Consider the following 23665-nt stretch of genomic DNA (forward strand, 5'->3'; position numbering starts at 1 on the left):
AATGGCCGATTGGCAGTCCCTCGATCCCGAGGCCGCTCGTGAAGCGGAAAAATATGAAAACCCTATTCCTAGCCGCGAATTGATCCTTCAGCATCTTGCTGATCGAGGTTCGCCTGCTAACCGCGAGCAACTGGTCGAAGAGTTTGGTCTGACCACAGAAGACCAGATCGAAGCCCTGCGCCGCCGCCTGCGCGCCATGGAGCGCGATGCTCAACTCATCTATACCCGTCGCGGCACTTATGCGCCGGTGGACAAGCTTGATCTGATCCTGGGTCGCATCAGCGGTCACCGTGATGGCTTCGGCTTCCTGGTGCCGGACGACGGCAGTGACGACCTGTTCATGAGCCCGGCGCAGATGCGTCTGGTGTTCGATGGTGACCGTGCGCTGGCCCGTGTATCCGGCCTGGATCGTCGTGGTCGTCGCGAAGGCATGATCGTCGAAGTGGTTTCCCGCGCTCACGAAACCATCGTCGGCCGCTACTTCGAAGAGGGCGGCATCGGTTTCGTGGTTGCCGACAACCCGAAGATCCAGCAGGAAGTGCTGGTGACCCCGGGTCGTAACGCCAACGCGCAGATCGGTCAGTTCGTCGAAGTGAAGATCACTCACTGGCCGACGCCACGCTTCCAGCCGCAAGGCGACGTGGTTGAAGTCGTGGGCAACTACATGGCGCCGGGCATGGAAATCGATGTCGCCCTGCGTACCTACGACATTCCTCACGTCTGGCCTGACGCCGTGCTCAAGGAAGCCGGCAAGCTCAAGCCGGAAGTCGAAGAGAAAGACAAAGAGAAGCGCATCGACTTGCGTCATCTGCCGTTCGTCACCATCGACGGCGAAGATGCCCGCGACTTCGACGATGCGGTCTTCTGCGAAGCCCGTCCGGGCAAGCTGCGCCTGTTCTCGGGCGGCTGGAAGCTGTACGTGGCGATCGCCGACGTATCCAGCTACGTGAAGCTCGGTTCGGCGCTGGATGCCGAAGCGCAGGTTCGCGGCAACTCGGTGTACTTCCCCGAGCGCGTGATCCCGATGCTGCCTGAGCAGCTGTCCAACGGTTTGTGCTCGCTTAACCCGCAAGTCGATCGCCTGGCCATGGTTTGCGAGATGACCATCTCCAAATCCGGCGAAATGACCGACTACTGCTTCTACGAAGCGGTGATCCACTCCCATGCGCGTCTGACCTATAACAAGGTCAGTGCCATGCTGGAAACGCCGAAAGCCACCGAAGCTCGCAAGTTGCGTGGCGAGTACACCGACGTGGTGCCGCACCTCAAGCAGCTGTACTCGCTGTACAAGGTGTTGCTGGCGGCCCGTCACGTACGTGGCGCGATCGATTTCGAAACCCAGGAAACCCGGATCATCTTCGGTACTGAGCGCAAGATTGCCGAAATTCGTCCGACCGTGCGCAACGATGCGCACAAGCTGATCGAGGAATGCATGCTGGCGGCCAACGTGGCCACCGCCGAGTTCCTGAAGAAGCACGAAATCCCGGCGCTGTATCGCGTCCACGATGGTCCGCCACCGGAGCGTCTGGAAAAGCTGCGCGCGTTCCTCGGCGAGCTGGGCCTGTCCCTGCACAAAGGCAAGGATGGCCCGTCGCCGAAGGATTACCAGGCATTGCTGGCCGGTATCAAGGACCGTCCGGATTTCCATCTGATCCAGACCGTCATGCTGCGTTCGTTGAGCCAGGCGGTGTACAGCGCCGACAACCAGGGCCACTTCGGCCTGAATTACGAGGCGTACACCCACTTCACTTCGCCGATCCGCCGCTACCCGGACTTGCTCACGCACCGGGCGATTCGCAGCGTGATCCATTCGAAGCAGAACACCCCGCACGTTCGCCGTGCCGGTGCGATGACCATTCCGAAAGCACGCATCTATCCGTACGACGAAGCGGCCCTGGAGCAACTCGGCGAGCAGTGCTCGATGAGCGAGCGCCGTGCCGACGAAGCGACCCGCGACGTGGTGAACTGGCTCAAGTGCGAGTTCATGAAGGATCGCGTGGGCGAATCGTTCCCGGGTGTGATCACCGCCGTGACCGGTTTTGGTCTGTTCGTCGAGCTGACCGATATCTACGTCGAAGGCCTGGTGCACGTCACCGCGCTGCCGGGCGATTACTACCACTTCGATCCTGTGCACCACCGCCTGGCCGGTGAGCGTACCGGTCGTAGCTTCCGCCTGGGCGACACCGTGGAAGTGCGGGTCATGCGCGTCGACCTCGACGAACGCAAGATCGACTTCGAGATGGCCGAAAAAACCATCAGCGCGCCGATCGGCCGCAAGAAGCGTGGCACCGAAAGCACCGCACCCGCAGCGAAAGTCGAAGCAGAACCGGCCCCGGCGAAAACCGGTCGTCGTCCTGCCAAGGAAAAGGCTGTAGAAGCCTATCGCCCGAGCGATGCAGCGGCGAAGAATGCCGAAGTGCGCAAAAGTCGTGAAATGAAACAGGCGTTGCTCGCCGGTGCGAAAAGCGGCGGTAAAGCGGCGTCTGGGGGAAAGACCAGTCGGTCGACGCCTGACAAGGCCGTCGGCGGCAAGCCAGCCAAACCGAGCAAACATCGTAAAGGTCCGCCAAAAGCGGGCTCGGCTCCAGCCAAGAGTGGCGGGGCGCGTAAACCTAAGGCCAAGCCATGAGTCAGTTGGAAAAGATCTACGGCGTACATGCTGTAGAAGCGTTGTTGCGTCACCACCCGAAACGCGTCAAGCAGATCTGGTTGGCCGAAGGTCGCAATGACCCTCGGGTCCAGACGCTGATCGAGCTGGCCAACGAAAACCGGGTCCAGGTCGGCCAGGCCGAGCGCCGCGAAATGGACGCCTGGGTTGAAGGCGTGCACCAGGGTGTGGTCGCGGACGTGAGTCCGAGCCAGGTCTGGGGCGAGGCGATGCTCGACGAGTTGCTCGATCGCACCGACGGCGCGCCGTTGTTGCTGGTGCTCGATGGCGTGACCGATCCGCACAACCTCGGCGCCTGCCTGCGTTCCGCCGATGCGGCGGGTGCGCTGGCAGTGATCGTACCGAAGGACAAGTCGGCGACCCTGACTCCGGTTGTACGAAAAATCGCCTGCGGCGCGGCGGAAGTGATTCCGCTGGTTGCCGTGACCAACCTGGCGCGCACCCTGGAAAAACTCCAGCAGCGCGGCTTGTGGGTTGTCGGTACGGCCGGTGAAGCTGAAGTCAGCCTGTATGACCAGGACCTGACCGGCCCGACCATCCTGATCATGGGCGCCGAAGGCAAGGGCATGCGTCGCCTGACCCGCGAGCATTGCGACTACCTGGTGAACCTGCCGATGGCCGGTAGCGTCAGCAGTCTCAACGTTTCCGTAGCGACGGGTGTATGCCTGTTCGAAGCGCAGCGTCAGCGCAGTGTCAAAGCCAAGGCTGCTGCCAAGAAGTCCTAAGCTCGACGCAATCAAAATGTGGGAGCGGGCTTGCTCGCGAAAGCGGAGTAACATTCAGCAAATATGTTGGATGTAGTACCGCATTCGCGAGCAAGCCCGCTCCCACAGTGTTTTGTGGTGTGGCATGAGTTGGTGGCTGTTCAAATAATCACCAATTACCTTGCGCCTCCCTCGCCCCTTCTCTACAATTGCGCCCCTTGCTGTGATGGCAGGCACCAACGTGTCTAGCGTCCGCAAGTCCATAAGTGTCATTCACTCCTTGTCTGACCGCTTTTGAGCGGCAGGCTACAACCCGTAAGGAGCATTCATGCGTCATTACGAAATCATCTTTTTGGTCCACCCGGATCAAAGCGAGCAAGTCGGCGGCATGGTTGAGCGTTACACCAAGCTGATCGAAGAAGACGGCGGCAAAATCCACCGTCTGGAAGATTGGGGCCGTCGTCAACTGGCCTACGCAATCAACAATGTTCACAAGGCTCACTACGTGATGCTGAACGTTGAGTGCACTGGCAAGGCCCTGGCCGAGCTGGAAGACAACTTCCGCTACAACGATGCAGTGATCCGTAACCTGGTCATCCGTCGCGACGAAGCCGTTACCGGCCAGTCCGAGATGCTCAAGGCTGAAGAAAACCGCAGTGAGCGCCGTGAGCGTCGCGACCGTCCTGAGCACGAAGGCGCTGAAAGCGCTGATAGTGATGACAGCGACAACAGCGATAACGCTGACGAGTAATCCACGGACCTTTTAAGGAGCCAATTACATGGCACGTTTCTTCCGTCGTCGTAAATTCTGCCGCTTCACCGCTGAAGACGTGAAAGAGATCGATTACAAAGATCTCAACACTCTGAAAGCCTACGTATCCGAGACCGGCAAAATCGTTCCAAGCCGCATCACCGGTACCAAAGCTCGTTATCAGCGTCAGCTGGCCACCGCTATCAAGCGCGCCCGCTTCCTGGCCCTGCTGGCCTACACCGACAGCCACGGCCGCTGAGACCGGGCAGTCGACACGTAGCAAAGGATTGAATGCATGCGGGCCATAGCTGAGTTCATCATGCGCGGCCGTGTGCAGGCCACTCTGGTAGTGGCTGGATGCGCGGCGATGCCGTTGTTGTATTGGTTGGGTGCTGCCGCCGGATGCCTTGTGCTCTTGCGGCGCGGATTGAGGGACGCCCTGGGCGTTCTTGCTCTGGGACTGCTGCCGGCATTGGCCTGGTGGCTTTACTCCGACGACCCACGGGCACTTCTGGTGCTGCTGGGGTCTGCGAGCCTTGCGTTGGTTTTGCGCGCAAGCGAGTCCTGGAACCGCGTGCTGCTGGTCAGCATAGCGATGGGAGTGGTGTTTTCAGTGGTGTTGGGGACAGCTTTTGCTCCCCAGATCGAGATGCTGGCGCAGGCTTTGATCAAAGTCATGCCGTCGCTACTCGGTGATGTCTACCAGAAGTTGTCGGTAGACGAACAAGCGCGTTTCGCGTCCCTGATTGCACCGGTCCTGACCGGCCTGATTGCGGCGTTGTTGCAAATCGTCAGCTTGCTGAGCCTGCTTGTCGGGCGCTACTGGCAGGCGTTGTTGTACAACCCGGGCGGTTTTGGTCGCGAGTTTCGCGCCATCCGCATCCCGCTGTTGCCGGCGATGTTGCTGCTGGCGTGCATGCTTCTGGGGCCGAACATCGGTCCTCAGATGGCCATGTTGACGCCGTTGTGCAGTGTACCGCTGGTGTTCGCCGGGCTGGCCCTGATTCACGGGCTGGTGGCGCAGAAGCGACTGGCCAGGTTCTGGCTGGTGGGGTTGTACGTGACGCTGTTGCTGTTCATGCAACTGATCTATCCGTTGCTGGTGGTCCTGGCCATCGTCGACAGCCTGATTGATTTTCGCGGTCGTTCGGCACCGAAAGATGCCGATAACGCGAACGGTGAAGGTTAAAAGTTAAGAGGATTTTCACATGCAACTGATCCTTCTGGAAAAAGTCACCAACCTGGGCAACCTGGGTGACAAAGTGAACGTTAAGGCTGGTTACGGTCGTAACTACCTGCTGCCTTACGGCAAAGCTACCGCTGCGACCCCAGCCAACCTGGCTGCGTTCGAAGAGCGTCGTGCTGAGCTGGAAAAAGCAGCAGCAGATCGTAAATCGTCGGCTGAAAGCCGCGCTGCCCAACTGGCCGAGCTGGAAGTGACCATCACTGCCACCGCTGGCGACGAAGGCAAGCTGTTCGGTTCGATCGGTACTCACGACATCGCTGACGCACTGACCGCCTCCGGCGTTGAAGTGCAGAAGAGCGAAGTTCGTCTGCCGAACGGCACCATCCGCAACGTAGGCGAATTCGACGTAGCCGTGCACCTGCACGCCGAAGTTGAAGCCACCGTACGCGTTGTCGTGGTAGCAGCTTAAGCAGCACTTGTCGGCTGGCACCCTCGGGTGCTTGCCGGTAACATCGGGCACGATCCTGTTTACAGGTCGTGCCCTTTGTCTTTCTGATTCCTCCAATTTCAAGTGGCCATGAACGATATCTCCGCTCCTGAGCAATACGATCTGCAAACCGCCGCGCTGAAAGTGCCGCCGCATTCCATCGAAGCCGAACAGGCTGTACTCGGTGGTCTGATGCTGGACAACAACGCATGGGAGCGTGTGCTCGATCAAGTCTCCGACGGCGATTTCTATCGACATGACCACCGCCTGATCTTCCGTGCGATCGCCAAACTGGCCGATCAGAACTCCCCGATTGACGTCGTGACCCTTGCCGAACAACTGGACAAGGAAGGTCAGACGTCTCAGGTGGGTGGCCTCGGTTACCTTGGCGAACTGGCGAAAAACACGCCGTCCGTCGCCAACATCAAGGCTTATGCGCAGATCGTCCGTCAGCGCGCGACGTTGCGCCAACTGATCGGCATCAGCACCGAGATCGCCGACAGCGCCTTCAACCCGGAAGGTCGCACTGCCGAGGAGATCCTCGACGAAGCGGAACGCCAGATCTTCGCGATTGCCGAGGCCCGGCCGAAAACCGGTGGCCCGGTGGGTGTGAATGATTTGCTGACCAAGGCCATCGATCGCATCGACACGCTGTTCAACACTGACAACGCCATTACCGGCCTGTCCACTGGCTACACCGACCTTGATGAAAAGACCAGCGGCCTGCAGCCGGCTGACTTGATCATCGTCGCCGGTCGTCCGTCGATGGGTAAAACCACCTTCGCGATGAACCTGGTGGAAAACGCCGTACTGCGTAGCGACAAGGCTGTTCTGGTGTATTCCCTCGAGATGCCAGGCGAATCGCTGATCATGCGTATGCTGTCGTCCCTCGGTCGGATCGATCAGACCAAGGTGCGTTCCGGTCAGTTGGAAGATGACGACTGGCCGCGCCTGACCTCGGCGGTGAACCTGCTCAATGACCGCAAGCTGTTCATCGACGACACCGCCGGTATCAGCCCGTCGGAAATGCGTGCGCGCACCCGGCGTCTGGCGCGTGAGCACGGTGAGATCGGCCTGATCATGATCGACTACCTTCAGTTGATGCAGATTCCAGGTTCCGGCGGCGACAACCGAACCAACGAGATTTCTGAAATCTCGCGTTCCTTGAAAGCCTTGGCCAAGGAGTTCAACTGCCCGGTGGTGGCGCTGTCCCAGCTCAACCGCTCCCTCGAGCAGCGGCCGAACAAACGGCCGATCAACTCCGACCTCCGGGAATCCGGAGCGATCGAGCAGGACGCCGACGTGATCATGTTCGTTTACCGCGACGAGGTGTATCACCCGGAAACCGAGCACAAAGGCATCGCCGAAATCATCATCGGCAAGCAGCGGAACGGCCCGATCGGCTTTATTCGCCTGGCCTTCATCGGCAAGTACACCCGCTTCGAGAACCTGGCGCCGGGTAGCTATAACTTCGACGACGACGAGTAAGTTGTAGCGACTGTGCGGGCCTCTTCGCGAGCAGGCTCGCTCCCACAGGAATTGCATTGAACCTGTGGGAGCGAGCCTGCTCGCGAATGGGGTTCCACCAATTTCCGACCATAGCCGTCGGAATTGGTCAAAATTTGTGCTATATTCCGCGCCCGCGAAATTCAATGAAAGCCAACACCGGTTATCGACATGCAAGCAGCCAAGCCGTTATTTGACTATCCCAAGTACTGGGCCGAATGTTTCGGGCCAGCGCCGTTCCTGCCCATGAGCAGGGAGGAGATGGATCAGCTCGGCTGGGATTCCTGCGACATCATCATCGTCACCGGTGATGCCTACGTCGATCACCCGTCGTTCGGCATGGCGATCATCGGCCGGCTGCTGGAGTCCCAGGGCTTCCGCGTCGGGATCATTGCCCAGCCGAACTGGCAGTCCAAAGACGATTTCATGAAGCTCGGCGAGCCGAACCTGTTCTTCGGTGTCGCGGCCGGCAACATGGACTCGATGATCAACCGCTACACCGCGGACAAGAAAATACGTTCCGACGACGCGTACACGCCGGGCGGCTTGGCCGGCAAGCGTCCGGATCGTGCCAGCCTGGTCTACAGCCAGCGCTGCAAGGAAGCTTACAAGCACGTGCCGATCGTACTCGGCGGTATCGAAGCATCCCTGCGCCGCATCGCGCATTACGATTACTGGCAAGACCGTGTCCGCAACTCGATCCTGATCGACGCCTGCGCCGACATCCTGCTTTATGGCAACGCCGAGCGAGCAATCGTTGAAGTCGCCCAGCGTCTGTCGTTCGGTCACAAGATCGAAGACATCACCGACGTGCGCGGCACCGCGTTCATTCGTCGTGACACGCCGAAAGACTGGTATGAAGTCGACTCCACGCGCATCGACCGTCCGGGCAAGATCGACAAGATCATCAACCCGTACGTGAATACCCAGGACACCCAGGCCTGCGCCATCGAGCAGGAAAAGGGGCCGGTCGAGGATCCGCAGGAAGCCAAGGTCGTACAGATCCTGGCCAGCCCGCGCATGACCCGCGACAAGACCGTGATCCGCTTGCCGTCGGTTGAAAAAGTCCGTGGCGATGCGGTGCTTTATGCCCACGCCAACCGCGTATTGCACCTGGAAACCAACCCGGGCAACGCCCGTGCGCTGGTGCAGAAGCACGGCGAAGTGGACGTCTGGTTCAACCCGCCACCGATTCCGATGACCACCGAAGAAATGGACTACGTGTTCGGCATGCCTTATGCGCGCATTCCGCACCCGGCGTACGGCAAGGAGAAGATCCCGGCCTACGACATGATCCGTTTCTCGGTGAACATCATGCGTGGCTGCTTCGGTGGCTGCACCTTCTGCTCGATCACCGAGCACGAAGGCCGGATCATCCAGAACCGTTCCCACGAGTCGATCATTCGCGAGATCGAAGAGATTCGTGACAAAGTCCCGGGCTTTACCGGCGTGATCTCCGACCTCGGCGGCCCGACTGCGAACATGTACCGCATCGCCTGCAAGAGCCCGGAAATCGAATCCGCGTGCCGCAAGCCATCGTGCGTGTTCCCTGGCATCTGCCCGAACCTGAACACCGACCATTCGGCGCTGATCCAGCTGTACCGCAGCGCCCGTGAGTTGCCGGGTGTGAAGAAGATCCTGATCGCTTCCGGCCTGCGCTATGACCTGGCGGTCGAGTCACCGGAGTACGTTAAAGAGTTGGTGACCCACCACGTCGGTGGTTACCTGAAGATCGCCCCGGAACACACCGAGGAAGGTCCGCTCAACCAGATGATGAAACCGGGCATCGGCAGCTATGACAAGTTCAAGCGCATGTTCGAGAAGTACTCCAAGGAAGCGGGCAAGGAGCAGTACCTGATTCCGTACTTCATCGCCGCCCACCCGGGCACTACCGATGAAGACATGATGAACCTGGCCCTGTGGCTCAAGGGCAACGGCTTCCGTGCCGACCAGGTGCAGGCGTTCTACCCGTCGCCGATGGCCACCGCCACCGCGATGTACCACTCGGGCAAGAACCCGCTGCGCAAGGTCACCTACAAGAGCGACGCAGTGACCATCGTCAAGAGCGAGGAGCAGCGTCGTCTGCACAAGGCGTTCTTGCGTTATCACGACCCGAAAGGCTGGCCGATGCTGCGTGAAGCGTTGACTCGCATGGGCCGCGCCGACCTGATCGGGCCGGGCAAGAACCAGTTGATTCCTTTGCACCAGCCGTCGACAGATAGCTACCAGAGCGCCCGTCGCAAGAACTCGACGCCGGCCGGCAGCCACAAGGTTGCAGGGGAAAAGACCACCAAGATCCTGACCCAGCATACCGGTTTGCCACCACGTGCCAGCGATGGCGGCAACCCGTGGGACAAGCGCGAACAGGCCAAGGCTGCGGCGTTCGCCCGCAACCAGCAGGCGGCCAAGGAACGCAAGGACGCGGCCAAAGGCAAGGGGCCAAAGCCGACCCGCAAACCGGTCGTGCCACGCTAAGCCGCGCTTGAGCTGAACAGAACGCCAACCTTCGGGTTGGCGTTCTGCATTTCAGGGTTTAACCATTTGTGCTGGAGCTACTGGCCTCTTCGCGGGCAAGCCCGCTCCCACAGTGTTTTGAGGTGAATCACAAATTGTGTGAACACCAAAGATCCCTGTGGGAGCGGGCTTGCCCGCGAAGAGGCCGGAACTACCAACCAATTTTTGGCTGGTCGCCACATTTACGTGCAATCGATACAAACCATTTTCCTGCATCGCCCGATTTTGGTGCTGTACTGCCTCAAGCAATCAAAGAAAGCGCCAGCACTGCTGGATGGCATAAGTCTTGCGCGCTTTCCCATACGCTTAAGGCTCGCAGGAGGCACGCCGTGTCGATTCATGTCGCATTGCACCACATCACGCATTACCGCTATGACCGCGCTGTCGAGCTCGGCCCGCAGATCGTTCGCCTGCGTCCCGCCGCCCACAGCCGCACGCGGATTCTGTCCTATGCGTTGAAAGTTTCCCCCGAACAGCACTTCATCAACTGGCAGCAGGACCCTCAGGGCAATTACCTGGCGCGGCTGGTGTTCCCGGAGAAAACCGAGGAATTGCGAATCGAAGTCGATCTGCTGGCAGAAATGGCGATCTTCAATCCGTTCGACTTCTTCCTCGAACCCTACGCGGAAAAAATCCCCTTCGCCTATGCCGCGGATGAGCGCAAGGAGCTGGCGCCGTACCTGGAAACCCTGCCCCTGACGCCGAAGTTCAAGGCCTACCTGGACGGCATCGACCGTACACCGTTGCCCGCCGTGGACTTTCTTGTCGCACTCAACCAGCGTTTGAGCGAAGACATCGATTACCTGATCCGCATGGAGCCCGGCGTACAAACACCTGAACACACCCTCGAGCAGGCCTCCGGGTCGTGCCGCGACTCCGCGTGGTTGCTGGTGCAACTGCTGCGCAACCTGGGGTTGGCGGCGCGTTTCGTGTCGGGTTACCTGATCCAGCTGACCGCCGACGTCAAAAGTCTCGACGGTCCGTCCGGCACCGAAGTGGATTTCACCGACCTGCACGCCTGGTGCGAGGTGTACCTGCCCGGCGCCGGCTGGATCGGCCTGGATGCGACCTCCGGACTGTTTGCCGGTGAAGGACACATTCCGTTGGCCTGTAGTCCCGATCCGTCCTCTGCGGCGCCGATCAGTGGCCTGGTTGAACCCTGCGAGTGCGAGTTCAGCCACGAAATGTCCGTGGAGAGGATTTGGGAGGCACCACGGGTCACCAAGCCCTACACCGACGACCAGTGGCTGGCGATCCAGTCACTGGGCCGACAGATCGATGCCGACTTGCTGGAGGGCGATGTGCGCCTGACCATGGGCGGCGAGCCGACCTTTGTATCCATCGATGACCCGGACGGCGCCGAATGGAATACCGCGGCACTGGGGCCGGATAAACGGCGGTTGTCCGCCGAACTGTTCCAGCGCATGCGCAAGCACTACGCACCCCAGGGGCTGGTGCATTTCGGGCAGGGCAAGTGGTACCCCGGCGAGCAACTGCCGCGCTGGTCGCTCAATTGCTACTGGCGCCGTGACGGCGTGCCGATCTGGCACAACAGCGCGCTGATCGCCGACGAGCAGGAAGACTATGGTGCCGACGGAGCGCTGGCCGGGCGTTTTCTGGCGAGTGTCGCCGAACGCCTGAAGATTCCGACACGCTTTGTGTTCCCAGCCTACGAAGACAATTTCTATTACCTCTGGCGCGAAGGAATGCTGCCGCAAAACGTCAGCGCTGAAGACTCGCGTCTGGAGGAACCGCTGGAGCGGGCCCGCCTGCGCAAAGTGTTCAGCCAAGGGCTGGACAAGGTCATCGGCCAGGTCCTGCCGCTGGCGCGCAACGCCAAGGGCGACCAATGGCAGAGCGGCCGCTGGTATCTGCGCGACGAGCACTGCCGACTGGTGCCGGGAGACTCGCCGCTGGGTTATCGCTTGCCGCTGGGTTCGCAGCCTTGGGTGAAAGCGGCGGAATATCCGTTCATCCATCCGCAGGACCCGAATCAAGACTTCCCGCCGCTGCCCGACACCGCGCAACTGCAAAGCCAAAGCGAAGCTGCCGAGGTACAAGAGCGCGCACCGAAGATCGACGAATCCGCCGACTGGCTGACCCGTACCGCCTTCTGCGCCGAGGCGCGGGAAGGCCGGTTGTATCTGTTCATGCCGCCGCTGGAGCGGGTCGAGGATTACCTCGAACTGGTCGCTGCCATCGAAGCCACCGCGCAGGAGCTGATGTGCCCGGTGTTGCTGGAGGGCTATGAGCCGCCGAGCGATCCACGTCTGAGCAACTTCCGCATCACCCCGGATCCGGGGGTGATCGAGGTCAACGTGCAACCGTCCGCGACCTGGGATGAGCTGGTCGAGCGCACCGAATTCCTCTACGAAGAAGCGCGCCAGACCCGGCTGACCACCGAGAAATTCATGATCGACGGCCGGCATACCGGCACGGGCGGCGGTAACCATTTCGTGCTGGGTGGCGCGACACCGGGGGACTCGCCGTTTCTGCGTCGCCCGGATCTGCTGCGCAGCCTGATCAGCTACTGGCATAACCATCCGTCCTTGTCCTACCTGTTTTCCGGATTGTTCATTGGCCCGACGTCCCAGGCGCCGCGGGTCGACGAAGCGCGCAACGATGCCTTGTACGAACTGGAGATCGCTTTCGCGCAGATGCCTGAACCGGGTGAAGAATGTCCGCCATGGCTGGTGGATCGACTGCTGCGCAATCTGCTGATCGATGTGACCGGCAACACCCACCGCGCCGAGTTCTGCATCGACAAGCTCTATTCGCCGGACGGTGCCACCGGGCGCCTCGGATTACTGGAGTTGCGTGCGTTCGAAATGCCGCCCCATGCGCGCATGAGCCTGGCGCAACAATTGTTGCTGCGGGCGCTGGTCGCGCGGTTCTGGCGCGAGCCCTATGCACCGCCGAAACTGGCGCGCTGGGGCACGGAGCTGCACGATCGTTTCCTGTTGCCGCACTTTATCGAGCAAGACTTCGCCGATGTCATCGTCGACCTCAACGCCGCCGGTTATCCGGTGCGGGCCGAATGGTTCGCCGCGCATCTGGAGTTCCGTTTCCCCAAGGTCGGCGACTACGCCGTCAGTGGCATAGCACTGGAACTGCGCCAGGCACTCGAACCCTGGCACGTGCTGGGCGAAGAGGGCGCCATGGGCGGTACGGTGCGTTACGTGGATTCGTCGCTGGAGCGTTTGCAGGTCAAGCTCAGCGGCTTGCCGCCCCAGCGTTATCTGCTGACCTGCAACGGCATTCCTGTGCCATTGCAGCCCACCGGGCGTGTAGGCGAATTCGTCGCGGGCGTGAGATTTCGTGCCTGGCAACCGGCCAACTGCCTGCAACCGACCATTCCGGTCCACGCGCCGCTGGTGTTCGACCTGCTCGATACCTGGATGCAGCGCTCGCTGGGCGGTTGCCAGTATCACGTCGCCCATCCGGGCGGGCGCAACTACGACAGCTTGCCGGTGAACGCCAATGAAGCGGAGAGCCGGCGAATGGCGCGCTTCTTCCGCATCGGACACACGCCAGGGAAACTTCCTGTACCCAATCTGGAAATCAGCGACGAGCTGCCGATGACACTCGATTTGCGACGTTTCTAAACCGTCCGCGACGCTCGGATTTTTCGTATATCCGGGCGTCACGAGCCTGCGTTAGTCTGACCCTTCATTGCTGTCTGCCGAGCTTTCCATGCCTGACCTGCTAGACCGCTACCCGCTGACAGCGGGCACCTATCACGAACTGCTCGACGACAGTGGCGCCGTGCGCCCGCACTGGCGCCGGCTGTTCGAACAGTTGCAACGCAGCACGCCGGCACAACTGGTGCAGCGTCAGGCCCTGCTGACCCGGCAGATTCAGGAAAACGGCGTTACCTATAACGTCTATGCCGACCCCAAGGGCGCGGACCGGCCATGGGAGCTGGACCTGCTGCCCCATGTCATCGCGGCTGATGAGTGGCAACAGTTGTCGGCCGGTATCGCTCAGCGGGCGCGATTGCTCAATGCCGTGCTGGCTGACCTTTACGGTCCGCAACGGCTGATTGCCGAAGGTCTTTTGCCCGCCGAGCTGGTGTTCGGTCATAACAACTTCCTTTGGCCCTGTCAGGGCATCAGCCCGCCTGACGGAGCCTTTCTGCATCTTTATGCCGTGGATCTGGCGCGCACGCCCGATGGCCGCTGGTGGGTGACGGCGGATCGTACCCAGGCGCCTTCGGGAGCCGGGTATGCACTGGAAAACCGCACGATTGTGTCCCGGGCCTTTCCCGAGCTGTACCGCGATCTGAAAGTGCAGCACCTGGCCGGGTTCTTCCGCACCTTGCAGGAAACCTTGGCCCGTCAGGCCCCGAGTGGCGGTGATGCGCCGTTGGTGGTGCTGCTGACACCGGGGCGTTTTAACGAAAGCTATTTTGAACATCTGTATCTGGCTCGCCAGCTCGGTTATCCGCTGGTGGAGGGCGGCGACCTGACGGTGCGCGATGCCACGGTTTACTTGAAAACCCTGAGTGGCCTGCGTCGGGTCCACGCGATCATGCGTCGGCTCGACGATGATTTCTGCGACCCGCTGGAGCTGCGTACTGACTCAGCCCTCGGCGTGCCGGGCCTGCTGGAAGCGGTGCGGCAGGGGCGGGTGCTGGTGGCCAACGCCCTCGGCAGCGGTGTGCTGGAATCGCCGGGCTTGTTGGGTTTTCTGCCGAGGATCAATCAATTCCTGTTTGGCGAAGAGCTGATCCTGCCGTCCATCGCGACTTGGTGGTGTGGCGAAGCGCCGGTTTTGGCCCAGGCCCTGGAGAAACTGCCGGAGTTGCTGATCAAACCGGCGTTTCCGTCCCAGAGCTTTACGCCGGTATTTGGTCGTGATTTGAGTGAAAAACAGCGCCATGAGCTCGCCGAGCGCATGCAGGCTCGGCCATACGCCTATGTGGCGCAAGAACTCGCACAATTGTCCCAGGCGCCGATCTGGCAAGCCGAAGATGGTCAACTGCAACCCCGTGCGATCGGCATGCGCGTGTATGCGGTGGCCAGCCGTGAGGGTTATCGGGTTTTGCCCGGCGGCTTGACCCGGGTCGCCGCCCAAGCCGATGCCGAAGTGGTGTCGATGCAACGCGGTGGCGCCAGCAAGGACACCTGGGTGCTGGGAGAGCGTGCGCCCAGCGGCGAACAATGGAAGGCCCAGCGCAACATCGGTGTGCATGATCTGGTGCGGCGCGATCCGTACCTGCCGTCGCGGGTGGTGGAAAACCTGTTCTGGTTCGGTCGTTACTGCGAGCGTTGCGACGACAGTGCCCGTTTGTTGCGCATCATGCTGGCGCGCTATGTCGACGGCGACGACCCGCAAGCCCTACAGGCCGCGGTGGATCTCGGCGAACGGCTGATGCTGCTGCCCGAGGAGGGCGAGTTGCCGGAGCGCCTGTTGGCGGCGTTGCTCGGCGATGATTGGCCGTTCAGCCTGCGTTCCAACCTGCAGCGCTTGCAGTGGGCCGCTTCGCAGGTGCGCGGCAAGCTCTCGCGGGAAAACTGGCAGGCGCTGGTGGAGTTGCAGCGCGAAGCCATGGAGCTGGAAACCGAAGAGCCGGATTTCGGCGAGTTGCTGGATTTCCTCAACCGTCTGGTGATGTCCCTGGCGGCGTTGTCCGGCTTTGCCCTGGACGACATGACCCGGGACGAAGGCTGGCGTTTCCTGATGATTGGCCGGCGGATCGAGCGCCTGCAGTTTCTCAGCGGCAGCCTGGCGGCGTTCCTGCGGGGCGTCGGAGCTTTCGACCAGGCCGGGCTGGAATGGCTGCTGGAACTGGGCAACAGCAGCATCACTTACCGTTCTCGATACCTGGCGGTGGCGCAACTGATCCCGGTGCTCGACCTGCTATTGCTCGACGAGCAGAACCCTCACGCCGTGTTGTTCCAGTTGAAACTGGTGATCCGCACCCTCAAACGCCTCAATGATGACTTTGGCGTGCCGCGTGAAGCAGCGCTGCCGCAATTGGTCGAGCGTCTGGCGCGATTCGATCTGGGCTGCCTGGAAAACCCGCTGTTCGGCGACGCGAGTGTTCGCGCTGCCATCGAGGGGCTGGCCGCGCTGCTGCAAGAGATCGCCGACGCCAGCGGGCAAGTTTCCGATCGCCTGGCGCTACGGCATTTCGCCCATGTCGATGATGTCAGCCAGCGCACGGTGTCCGTCTGATGAGTGCTCATTACCAGATTTTCCACGACACCCATTATCACTACGACAGCCCGGTGTCCCTGGCCCAGCAACTGGCGCATTTGTGGCCGCGGCCTTGCGCTTGGCAGCGCTGTACCGACCGGCAATTGCAGATCAGCCCCGAGCCGACCTCGCGTCGCGATGAACTGGATGTGTTCGGCAATCCGCTGACCCGGCTGGCGTTCGAGCGTCCCCACGATGAGTTGCTGGTCAATGCCAGCCTGACCATAGAAGTGCTGCCCCGACCTGCGTTGGACTTCAATCTGTCACCCGCGTGGGAAGACACACGTGGTGCGCTGACCTACAGCAGCCAACCGCTGTCACCTGAATTGCTCGAAGCCTGCCGATACCGGTTTGAGTCGCCGTATGTGCATTTGAAGAAAAACTTCGTCGAGTTTTCGCAAAGCTGTTTTCCGCCGGGTCGAGCGTTGTTGCTCGGCGTGCAGGCGCTGATGGAGAAAATCTTCAGCGAGTTCACCTTCGATGCCGAAGCAACCCAGGTGGCGACGCCGCTGGTGGAGGTGTTGGAGCGCCGACGCGGGGTCTGCCAGGACTTTGCCCACCTGATGCTCGCCTGCGTGCGTTCCAGAGGGTTGGCGGCGCGGTATATCAGCGGTTACTTGCTGACCCAGCCACCGCCGGGTCAGCCACGGCTGATCGGCGCCGATGCGTCCCACGCCTGGGTCTCGGTGTTTTGCCCGGTGTTGGGGTGGGTGGATTTCGATCCGACCAACAATGTGCAACCGGCGCTGGAGCACATCACCCTGGCCTGGGGACGGGATTTTTCCGATGTATCGCCGTTGCGGGGGGTGATTTTGGGGGGAGGGAACCACGATCCCGAGGTTCGGGTGACGGTGATGCCACTGGATTAACGCAGGTCCCCTGTAGGAGCGAGCTTGCTCGCGAAGAACCCGAGAGCTCCGGGGTGTCAGAGTTGCAGCGTTATCGTTAAAGACCATCGCTGTGAGGGTCGGCAGCAAAGCTGCCAACCCTGGACACAGATCCGGTGGGCCTGATCAGATCATCGGGCCCTGAGGGTCTCAGGCGTCGGGCGCCTGATCTTTCGGTGCTTCAACATCACTTTCTGCGGCCACTTCACCTTCTGCTTCCGGGTTCAGTGCGGCTGCTTCTTCTTCAGCTGTAGCTTTCTTGCGCTGAAGCTTTTCCTCTTTCTTCTGCTCCTTGGCCAAGTCTCTCTGACGTTTGGCGAAGGAATAATTAGGTTTGGCCATGGGCGATCCTCTGGGGTCGAAGGTGAGGTTGAGCGGCGCATATTCTGCCCTGTATCGGTGCCAAGCCGTTAGCTGGGTTTTTGCTCGGCCCATTTTGGCGCTATGGACGGTTGCCAGGCATCCAGAGCATCGAGCAGGGTTTGCGGCGATTCGCTCACTTGCAGCATGTCACGGTGCTGCCCGCGAACGAAGCCTTCGCCGACGATATGATCGAGAAAAGACGTCAATTTGCTGTAGAAACCGTTCACTTCCAGCAATCCCAGCGGTTTTCCGTGGTAGCCGAGCTGGCCCCAGGTCCAGACTTCGAACAGTTCTTCGAGGGTGCCAAGGCCGCCGGGCAGCGCGATAAAGGCATCGCTGAGCTCGGCCATCCGCGCCTTGCGCGCGTGCATGCCATCGACGACTTCCAGGCGAGTCAGGCCGCTGTGGCCGATTTCCTTGTCCTTGAGGCTTTGCGGGATGATGCCGATCACTTCACCGCCGGCCGCCAGGGCCGCATCGGCGACGATGCCCATCAGGCCCACGGCGCCACCGCCATACACCAGGGTCAGCTTGCGCTCGGCCAACGCCCGGCCAAGGGCCACGGCTGCTTCGCGGTAAGCGGGGTTGGTGCCGGTGCTGGCACCACAAAATACACAAACGGATGTTAAAGACATGCCTTGCTCCATGGTCGATCAGGGCCACAGAGTAAAGGCAGGCGCGCGGCAGTCCAAGGGCTAGACTTGGTGTTCCGGGGTTTCGTACGTACCGCTGGCGCCGCAAGCGTAGGCGGCCAGCAAACTGCACAACAGGCTGTTGATCGACATGACAGACGTTCCATTTGAAGGGGGACGGCCAGATGATAGGCCCGGGCCAGACACTTGGCCGGTAGATAATTTGCATCAGCGTCATAGCCCGAAAGTTGTATACAATTTTTGATTCAAGTCATATGAACTTGCGAAGTTTTCAGGCAGTCTTCTGTTCATTCGCGATTTCGTTAACCCTGCCTTGGAGATTCACCATGTTTGCCAAACTTGTTGCGGTATCCCTGTTGACACTGGCCAGCAGCCAACTGATGGCTGCAGAGTGCAAAGTCACCGTCGACTCCACCGACCAGATGTCTTTCGACACGAAGGCCATTGAAATCGACAAGAGCTGCAAGACGTTTACCGTGGAACTCAAGCACTCCGGCAGCTTGCCGAAGAACGTCATGGGCCATAACTGGGTGCTGAGTAAAGAAGCCGACATGCAGCCGATCGCCACCGACGGCCTGAGCGCCGGCATCGACAAGAACTACCTGAAGGAAGGCGACGCCCGCGTGATCGCCCACACCAAGATCATCGGCGCCAAGGAAACCGACTCGGTGACCTTCGATGTGTCGAAGCTCGCGGCCGGTGAAAAGTACGGGTTCTTCTGCTCGTTCCCAGGCCACATCTCGATGATGAAAGGCACTGTGACCCTGAAGTAATCAGGCACACCGCGTCATCGTTCTTCGCGAGCAAGCCCGCTCCCACAAGGTTCTATGTCGGACACAATTTTTGTGAACACCTGAAACCCTGTGGGAGCGGGCTTGCCCGCGAAGGGGCCAGAAGCATCGACGCATGTTTTGGCCAAAGAAAAAGCCCGCTGAAGCTCAACACTTCAGCGGGCTTTTTCATTCAATCACCAATCACGGCGCAAACGGCATCACCCGCTTGTGATGGGTCTTGTTGTAGGTATCCACAATGATCTTGAACGCCTCTTCACGCACCGGCTCGCCGTGCAGGAAGGCGTCGATTTCAGCGTAAGTCACGCCGTGGGACGCTTCGTCCGGTTTACCCGGCGAAAGATCCTCAAGGTCGGCGGTCGGGATTTTCTCCACCAGCGACTCCGGCGCGCCGAAGCTGCGGGCGATGGCGCGGACCTGGTTTTTCACCAGGCCACTGAGTGGCGCCAGGTCGCAGGCGCCGTCACCGAACTTGGTGAAGAAACCCATCACCGCTTCCGCCGCGTGATCGGTGCCGATCACCAGCCCCTGGGCTGCGCCGGCGATGGTGTACTGGGCGACCATGCGCATGCGCGCCTTGGTGTTGCCGAGCACGAAGTCCACCGACACCGCATGTTTGCCTTCGAAGGCTGCCACTTCATTGGCCAGGGATTTGACCGCCGGGCCGATATTCACGGTGTGGCGCTCGTCCGGCTTGATGAAATCCACCGAAGCCTGGGCGTCGTGCTCATCGAACTGGGTTTCGTAGGGCAGGCGCACGGCAATGAACTTGTAGCTGTCTTCGCCCGTGCGTTGGCGCAATTCACGCATTGCACGTTGGGCCAGCAGGCCGGCGGTCAGGGAATCGACGCCGCCACTGATGCCCAGCACCAGGGTCTTGAGCCCGGAGTTGACCAGGCAGTCCTGAATGAAGATCAACCGCCGGGCGACCTCGGCCTCAAGGGCGGCTTCGTCGGCGAATGGCGGCTGGACCTTGAGCTGTTCAGCAATCTCACGCTGTACGGCTTGCATGAATTCACTCCTTGCTTGATGTACTTGAAAGGGCGGCAGGAACCTGGAAAACGTGTCGCAGGTAAGCGACGAAATTCGGGTCTTTGCAGTGCGTCTTGCCTGGCTCGTCGGAGATCTTCGCCACCGGCTGGCCGTTGCAGGCGGTCATTTTAAGCACGATGCTCATCGGTTCGACACCTGGAATATCACAGGTCAGGTTGGTGCCGATGCCGAAGCTGACATTGATCCGACCGCGCAGCGCCCGGAATATCTCCAGGGTCCTGGGCAATGTCAGGCTATCGGAGAAGGTCAGCGTCTTGCTCATCGGGTCGATGCCGAGCTTGTGATAGTGGGCGATGGCTTTTTCCGCCCAGACCACCGGATCGCCCGAGTCGTGGCGCAAACCGTCGAAAAGCTTGGCGAAAAACAGATCGAAATCGCCGAGGAAAGCATCCATGGTGATGCAGTCGGTCAGGGCAATCCCCAGCAGGCCACGGTATTCACGGACCCAGCAATCGAGTGCGGCGATCTGGCTGTCGATCAGCCGCGGGCCGAGTTGCTGGTGCGCCATGATCCATTCGTGGGCCATGGTACCCAGGGGTTTCATGTCCAGTTCCCGGGACAGGTGCACGTTGCTGGTGCCGACGAAGCGTCCGGGGAAATCGTGCTTGAGCACATTCACCACTTCTTCCTGCACCCGATACGAGAAGCGACGGCGCGTGCCGAAATCGGCCACCTGCAATTCGGACAATTCATCACTGCTGGCGTTGGCGCTCAGCCAGTCGAACTTGCGGTAGAGCTGCTCACGGGCCTGCTCCAGCACGACTTCGCGGTAGCGATAGCGGTTGCGCACCTCGCTGACCAGCGCCAGCAGCGGCACTTCGAACAGGATCACATGCAGCCAGGGGCCCCGCAGGCGGATAAACAGCTCACCGTTTTCGAGGCCGGTGTGGATGTAGCGCAGGTTGAAGCGAAACAACCCGAGAAAACGCAGGAAGTCCGGCTTCAGGAAGCTGATGCGTTCCAGAAAGCTCAACTGGTCGGCGCTCAGGCTCAACTCGGCCAGGCGTTCGATCTGGAAACGGATTTCCGCCAGGTACGGGCGCAAGTCCTCGCTGTTACGGCAACGAAACTCCCATTCGACTTCGACGTTCGGGTAGTTGTGCAGCACCGCCTGCATCATCGTCAGTTTGTAGAAGTCGGTGTCGAGCAGGTTCTGCACGATGCGATCGGCAAATACACTCTCGCTCATAACGGGAATCTCCAGCGTTGCTGCGGTATTGATCAGTGGCGTTAGTGGCGCATATCAGAGGGCTGGATTGCCAGCGATTTCTTGGATCACTCTAGATCCCACAGGGAATGCGCAAGGCTCAGTGTTGTGGAGCATCCGGGCTATCGATCTGCTCCAGCATCCACTTCACAAAGTCCCGCACCTTCGGCACTTCAGCCGAATGCTCCGGGTATGCAAGGTAATAGGCATCGGTGCTGGGCATTGCATGCTGCCAGGGAATGACCAGTTTGCCGTCCGCCAGTTCCTCTTCCACCAGAAAACGCGGCAACAACGCCACGCCGCAGCCAACCTGGGCGGCGCGAATGCACATATAAAAGGTTTCGAAGCGCGGGCCGTGGTAGCTGTGTTCGGTGTGGTAGCCCTGATGGTCGAACCAGTCATGCCAGGCCTGGGGGCGGGAGGCGTTTTGCAGCAGGACCAGGTCAGTCAGTTGCGTCGGATCGGTGAACGGCGTGTCCGGCAGGCTGCCCGGGGCGCACACTGGCACCAGCTCTTCGCCGAACAGCTTCAGGCATTCGGAGCCGGGCCGCGAGCCCTGGCCGAAATAGAACGCCAGGTCGCTGCGCCCTTGCTGCAGATCGTCGGCTTCCTGCTCGCTGCACAGGTCCAGGTGAATCGACGGATGACGCAGGCGCCAGCCCTTCAGGCGCGGCACCAGCCAGCGCGCACCGAAGGTAGGAGGCGTCGAGACGCGCAGGACTTCTGTTTCGCCACCGTAGGAACGCAGGTAATGGGTCGACATCTCGACCTGCGTGAGGATTTTTCGCACTTCAACCAGGTACAGGTCGCCGGCCGGTGTCATCTGCAGGCGGCGGCGCACCCGACGAAACAGCAGGTGTTGCAACAGCTCTTCGAGTTGCGCGACCTGTTTGCTTACGGCGCTCTGGGTCAGGTTCAACTCTTCGGCGGCCCGGGTGAAGCTCAAATGCCGGGTGACGGCCTCGAAGCACTGCAATGCAGCGATCGATGGCAAGTAGCGTTTATTCAGCATGGGCGGTCCTTGGTTCTTGTCTCTTTATTGCCAGCAATGCACAGCATGAATAAACGGAATGATATCTCTCTTAATCGTCGTTTGTTGAGTAACCTCCGGGCAGCTAAAACTACAGGTCTGATCAGCCGTGAATTTCCGGCTGCACGTGTTCTGTCTTTTGCTTGAGGAGTGACCCATGGTTGCCGCATTGCTTGATCGTCTAGGTGTGAACCCGGCCCTGTACCAGAACGGCAAAGTGCCGGTGCATTCGCCGATCGATGGCAGCAGGATCGCCGCCGTGAACTGGGAAGGCGCCGCTGAAGTCGAGCAGCACATCAGTCGCGCAGATCATGCGTTCGAACTGTGGCGCAAGGTTCCGGCACCGCGCCGTGGCGAACTGGTGCGGCAACTGGGTGACATCCTGCGGGAATACAAGGCCGACCTCGGCGAGCTGGTGTCCTGGGAAGCTGGCAAGATCACCCAGGAAGGCCTGGGTGAAGTTCAGGAAATGATCGACATCTGCGACTTCGCCGTCGGCCTGTCCCGTCAGCTGTACGGTTTGACTATCGCCTCCGAGCGTCCTGGCCACCACATGCGCGAAACCTGGCATCCGCTGGGCGTCGTTGGCGTGATCAGTGCGTTCAACTTCCCGGTCGCGGTCTGGGCCTGGAACGCCACGCTGGCGCTGGTCTGCGGCAACCCGGTGATCTGGAAACCGTCGGAAAAGACTCCACTGACCGCACTGGCTTGTCAGGCGCTGTTCGATCGCGTGCTGAAGAACTTCAGCGATGCGCCGCCGTACCTGAGCCAGGTGATTATTGGCGGTCGCGATGCCGGCGAAGCCCTGGTCGATGATCCGCGTGTCGCGCTGGTCAGCGCCACCGGCAGCACCCGCATGGGCCGTGAAGTGGCGCCGAAAATCGCCGCACGTTTCGCCCGCAGCATTCTGGAGCTGGGCGGCAACAACGCAATGATCCTCGGCCCAAGCGCCGACCTGGACATGGCCGTTCGCGCGATCCTGTTCAGCGCCGTCGGCACCGCCGGTCAGCGTTGCACCACTCTGCGTCGCCTGATCGCCCATGAGTCGGTGAAAGAAGAAATCGTCACCCGCCTGAAAGCTGCGTACTCGAAAGTGCGTATCGGCCATCCGCTGGAAGGCAACCTGATTGGCCCGCTGATCGACAAGCAAAGCTTCGACAACATGCAGGATGCGCTGGAGCAGGCTTTGAGCGAAGGCGGCCGGGTGTTTGGCGGTGAGCGTCAGCTGCAAGACAAGTTCCCGAATGCCTACTACGTGTCGCCAGCCATCGTCGAAATGCCGGAGCAGAGCGATGTGGTCTGCCACGAAACCTTCGCCCCGATCCTGTACGTGGTTGGCTACAGCGATTTCCAGGAAGCCCTGCGCCTGAACAACGCCGTGCCGCAAGGCCTGTCCTCGTGCATCTTCACCACCGACGTGCGTGAAGCCGAGCAGTTCATGTCGGCGGTAGGCAGCGACTGCGGCATCGCCAACGTCAACATCGGCCCGAGCGGCGCGGAAATCGGCGGCGCGTTCGGTGGCGAGAAAGAAACCGGCGGCGGTCGTGAGTCCGGCTCCGATGCATGGCGCGGCTACATGCGCCGCCAGACCAACACCGTGAACTATTCGCTGGAGTTGCCGTTGGCGCAGGGCATCACCTTCGACTGATTCTCACGTCGAGCAG

At 60.7% G+C, this 23665-nt stretch carries 18 protein-coding genes; 13 read left to right on the forward strand and 5 right to left on the reverse strand.

Going from position 1 to position 23665, the window contains the following annotated elements; genetic code table 11:
- Nucleotide 1 precedes the first annotated feature (1 nt).
- From rnr to AC3IT9_RS02755, 11 genes are all read left to right on the forward strand, one after another.
- Nucleotides 2–2629 (forward strand): ribonuclease R, encoded by a 2628-nt coding sequence (gene rnr, locus AC3IT9_RS02705; protein ID WP_150754817.1) that lies wholly within the window; start codon nt 2–4, stop codon nt 2627–2629.
- On the forward strand, nt 2626–3393 hold the full coding sequence (gene rlmB / locus AC3IT9_RS02710) for a 23S rRNA (guanosine(2251)-2'-O)-methyltransferase RlmB (RefSeq protein ID WP_007973273.1): 768 nt from the start codon (nt 2626–2628) through the stop codon (nt 3391–3393). Before rnr ends, rlmB begins: the two co-directional genes overlap by 4 nt.
- A 307-nt stretch (nt 3394–3700) precedes the next feature.
- Nucleotides 3701–4123, forward strand: a complete 423-nt coding sequence (rpsF, locus tag AC3IT9_RS02715; protein WP_008048087.1) for a 30S ribosomal protein S6 — start codon at nt 3701–3703, stop codon at nt 4121–4123.
- Nucleotides 4124–4151: 28 nt separating this feature from the next.
- Nucleotides 4152–4382, forward strand: coding sequence for a 30S ribosomal protein S18 (gene rpsR / locus AC3IT9_RS02720; protein ID WP_002551829.1), 231 nt, complete (start codon nt 4152–4154; stop codon nt 4380–4382).
- A gap of 36 nt (nt 4383–4418) precedes the next feature.
- Complete coding sequence (locus tag AC3IT9_RS02725) at nt 4419–5312, forward strand: YybS family protein (RefSeq protein WP_150727874.1); 894 nt, start codon at nt 4419–4421, stop codon at nt 5310–5312.
- Nucleotides 5313–5331: 19 nt separating this feature from the next.
- Nucleotides 5332–5778, forward strand: a complete 447-nt coding sequence (rplI, locus tag AC3IT9_RS02730; protein WP_034149636.1) for a 50S ribosomal protein L9 — start codon at nt 5332–5334, stop codon at nt 5776–5778.
- Between the two features lie 108 nt (nt 5779–5886).
- Entirely contained in the window at nt 5887–7284 is a 1398-nt protein-coding gene (gene dnaB / locus AC3IT9_RS02735; protein ID WP_095056358.1) for a replicative DNA helicase, read from the forward strand.
- 189 nt (nt 7285–7473) lie between these two features.
- Complete coding sequence (locus AC3IT9_RS02740) at nt 7474–9777, forward strand: YgiQ family radical SAM protein (protein ID WP_150727873.1); 2304 nt, start codon at nt 7474–7476, stop codon at nt 9775–9777.
- A gap of 368 nt (nt 9778–10145) precedes the next feature.
- Nucleotides 10146–13421 (forward strand): transglutaminase family protein, encoded by a 3276-nt coding sequence (locus AC3IT9_RS02745; RefSeq protein ID WP_489271949.1) that lies wholly within the window; start codon nt 10146–10148, stop codon nt 13419–13421.
- An 88-nt stretch (nt 13422–13509) separates the two neighbouring features.
- A complete protein-coding gene (locus AC3IT9_RS02750) occupies nt 13510–15996 on the forward strand; it encodes a circularly permuted type 2 ATP-grasp protein (protein ID WP_489271950.1) in 2487 nt (828 codons plus the stop codon).
- Nucleotides 15996–16886, forward strand: a complete 891-nt coding sequence (locus tag AC3IT9_RS02755; protein ID WP_150727870.1) for a transglutaminase family protein — start codon at nt 15996–15998, stop codon at nt 16884–16886. The genes AC3IT9_RS02750 and AC3IT9_RS02755 overlap by 1 nt, the downstream gene beginning before the upstream one ends.
- Nucleotides 16887–17054: 168 nt before the next feature.
- On the opposite strand, the gene AC3IT9_RS02760 is transcribed toward AC3IT9_RS02755, so the two are convergent.
- Complete coding sequence (locus AC3IT9_RS02760; protein ID WP_110660080.1) at nt 17055–17246, reverse strand: hypothetical protein; 192 nt, start codon at nt 17244–17246, stop codon at nt 17055–17057.
- Nucleotides 17247–17314: 68 nt separating this feature from the next.
- Complete coding sequence (locus AC3IT9_RS02765) at nt 17315–17902, reverse strand: cytokinin riboside 5'-monophosphate phosphoribohydrolase (RefSeq protein WP_057397746.1); 588 nt, start codon at nt 17900–17902, stop codon at nt 17315–17317.
- A 344-nt stretch (nt 17903–18246) separates the two neighbouring features.
- Between AC3IT9_RS02765 and azu the strand changes: the two genes are divergently transcribed.
- Nucleotides 18247–18693, forward strand: coding sequence for an azurin (gene azu, locus AC3IT9_RS02770; protein WP_015093240.1), 447 nt, complete (start codon nt 18247–18249; stop codon nt 18691–18693).
- 201 nt (nt 18694–18894) lie between these two features.
- On the opposite strand, the gene nadE is transcribed toward azu, so the two are convergent.
- From nadE to AC3IT9_RS02785, 3 genes are all read right to left on the reverse strand, one after another.
- A complete protein-coding gene (gene nadE / locus AC3IT9_RS02775; protein WP_489271952.1) occupies nt 18895–19722 on the reverse strand; it encodes an NAD(+) synthase in 828 nt (275 codons plus the stop codon).
- A 4-nt stretch (nt 19723–19726) separates the two neighbouring features.
- Nucleotides 19727–20953 carry a nicotinate phosphoribosyltransferase gene (gene pncB / locus AC3IT9_RS02780; protein ID WP_353741986.1) on the reverse strand — a complete coding sequence of 409 codons (1227 nt, stop codon included), beginning with the start codon at nt 20951–20953 and terminating at the stop codon, nt 19727–19729.
- 118 nt (nt 20954–21071) lie between these two features.
- Nucleotides 21072–21983, reverse strand: a complete 912-nt coding sequence (locus AC3IT9_RS02785) for a LysR family transcriptional regulator (protein ID WP_150727867.1) — start codon at nt 21981–21983, stop codon at nt 21072–21074.
- A 175-nt stretch (nt 21984–22158) separates the two neighbouring features.
- On the opposite strand from AC3IT9_RS02785, the gene amaB reads away from it, so the two are divergent.
- The gene (amaB, locus tag AC3IT9_RS02790; RefSeq protein ID WP_489271954.1) at nt 22159–23649 is read left to right on the forward strand and encodes an L-piperidine-6-carboxylate dehydrogenase; all 1491 of its coding nucleotides are present in this window, start codon (nt 22159–22161) and stop codon (nt 23647–23649) included.
- Nucleotides 23650–23665: the final 16 nt, after the last annotated feature.

This window comes from Pseudomonas sp. KH_046_1 (genome assembly GCF_057839025.1).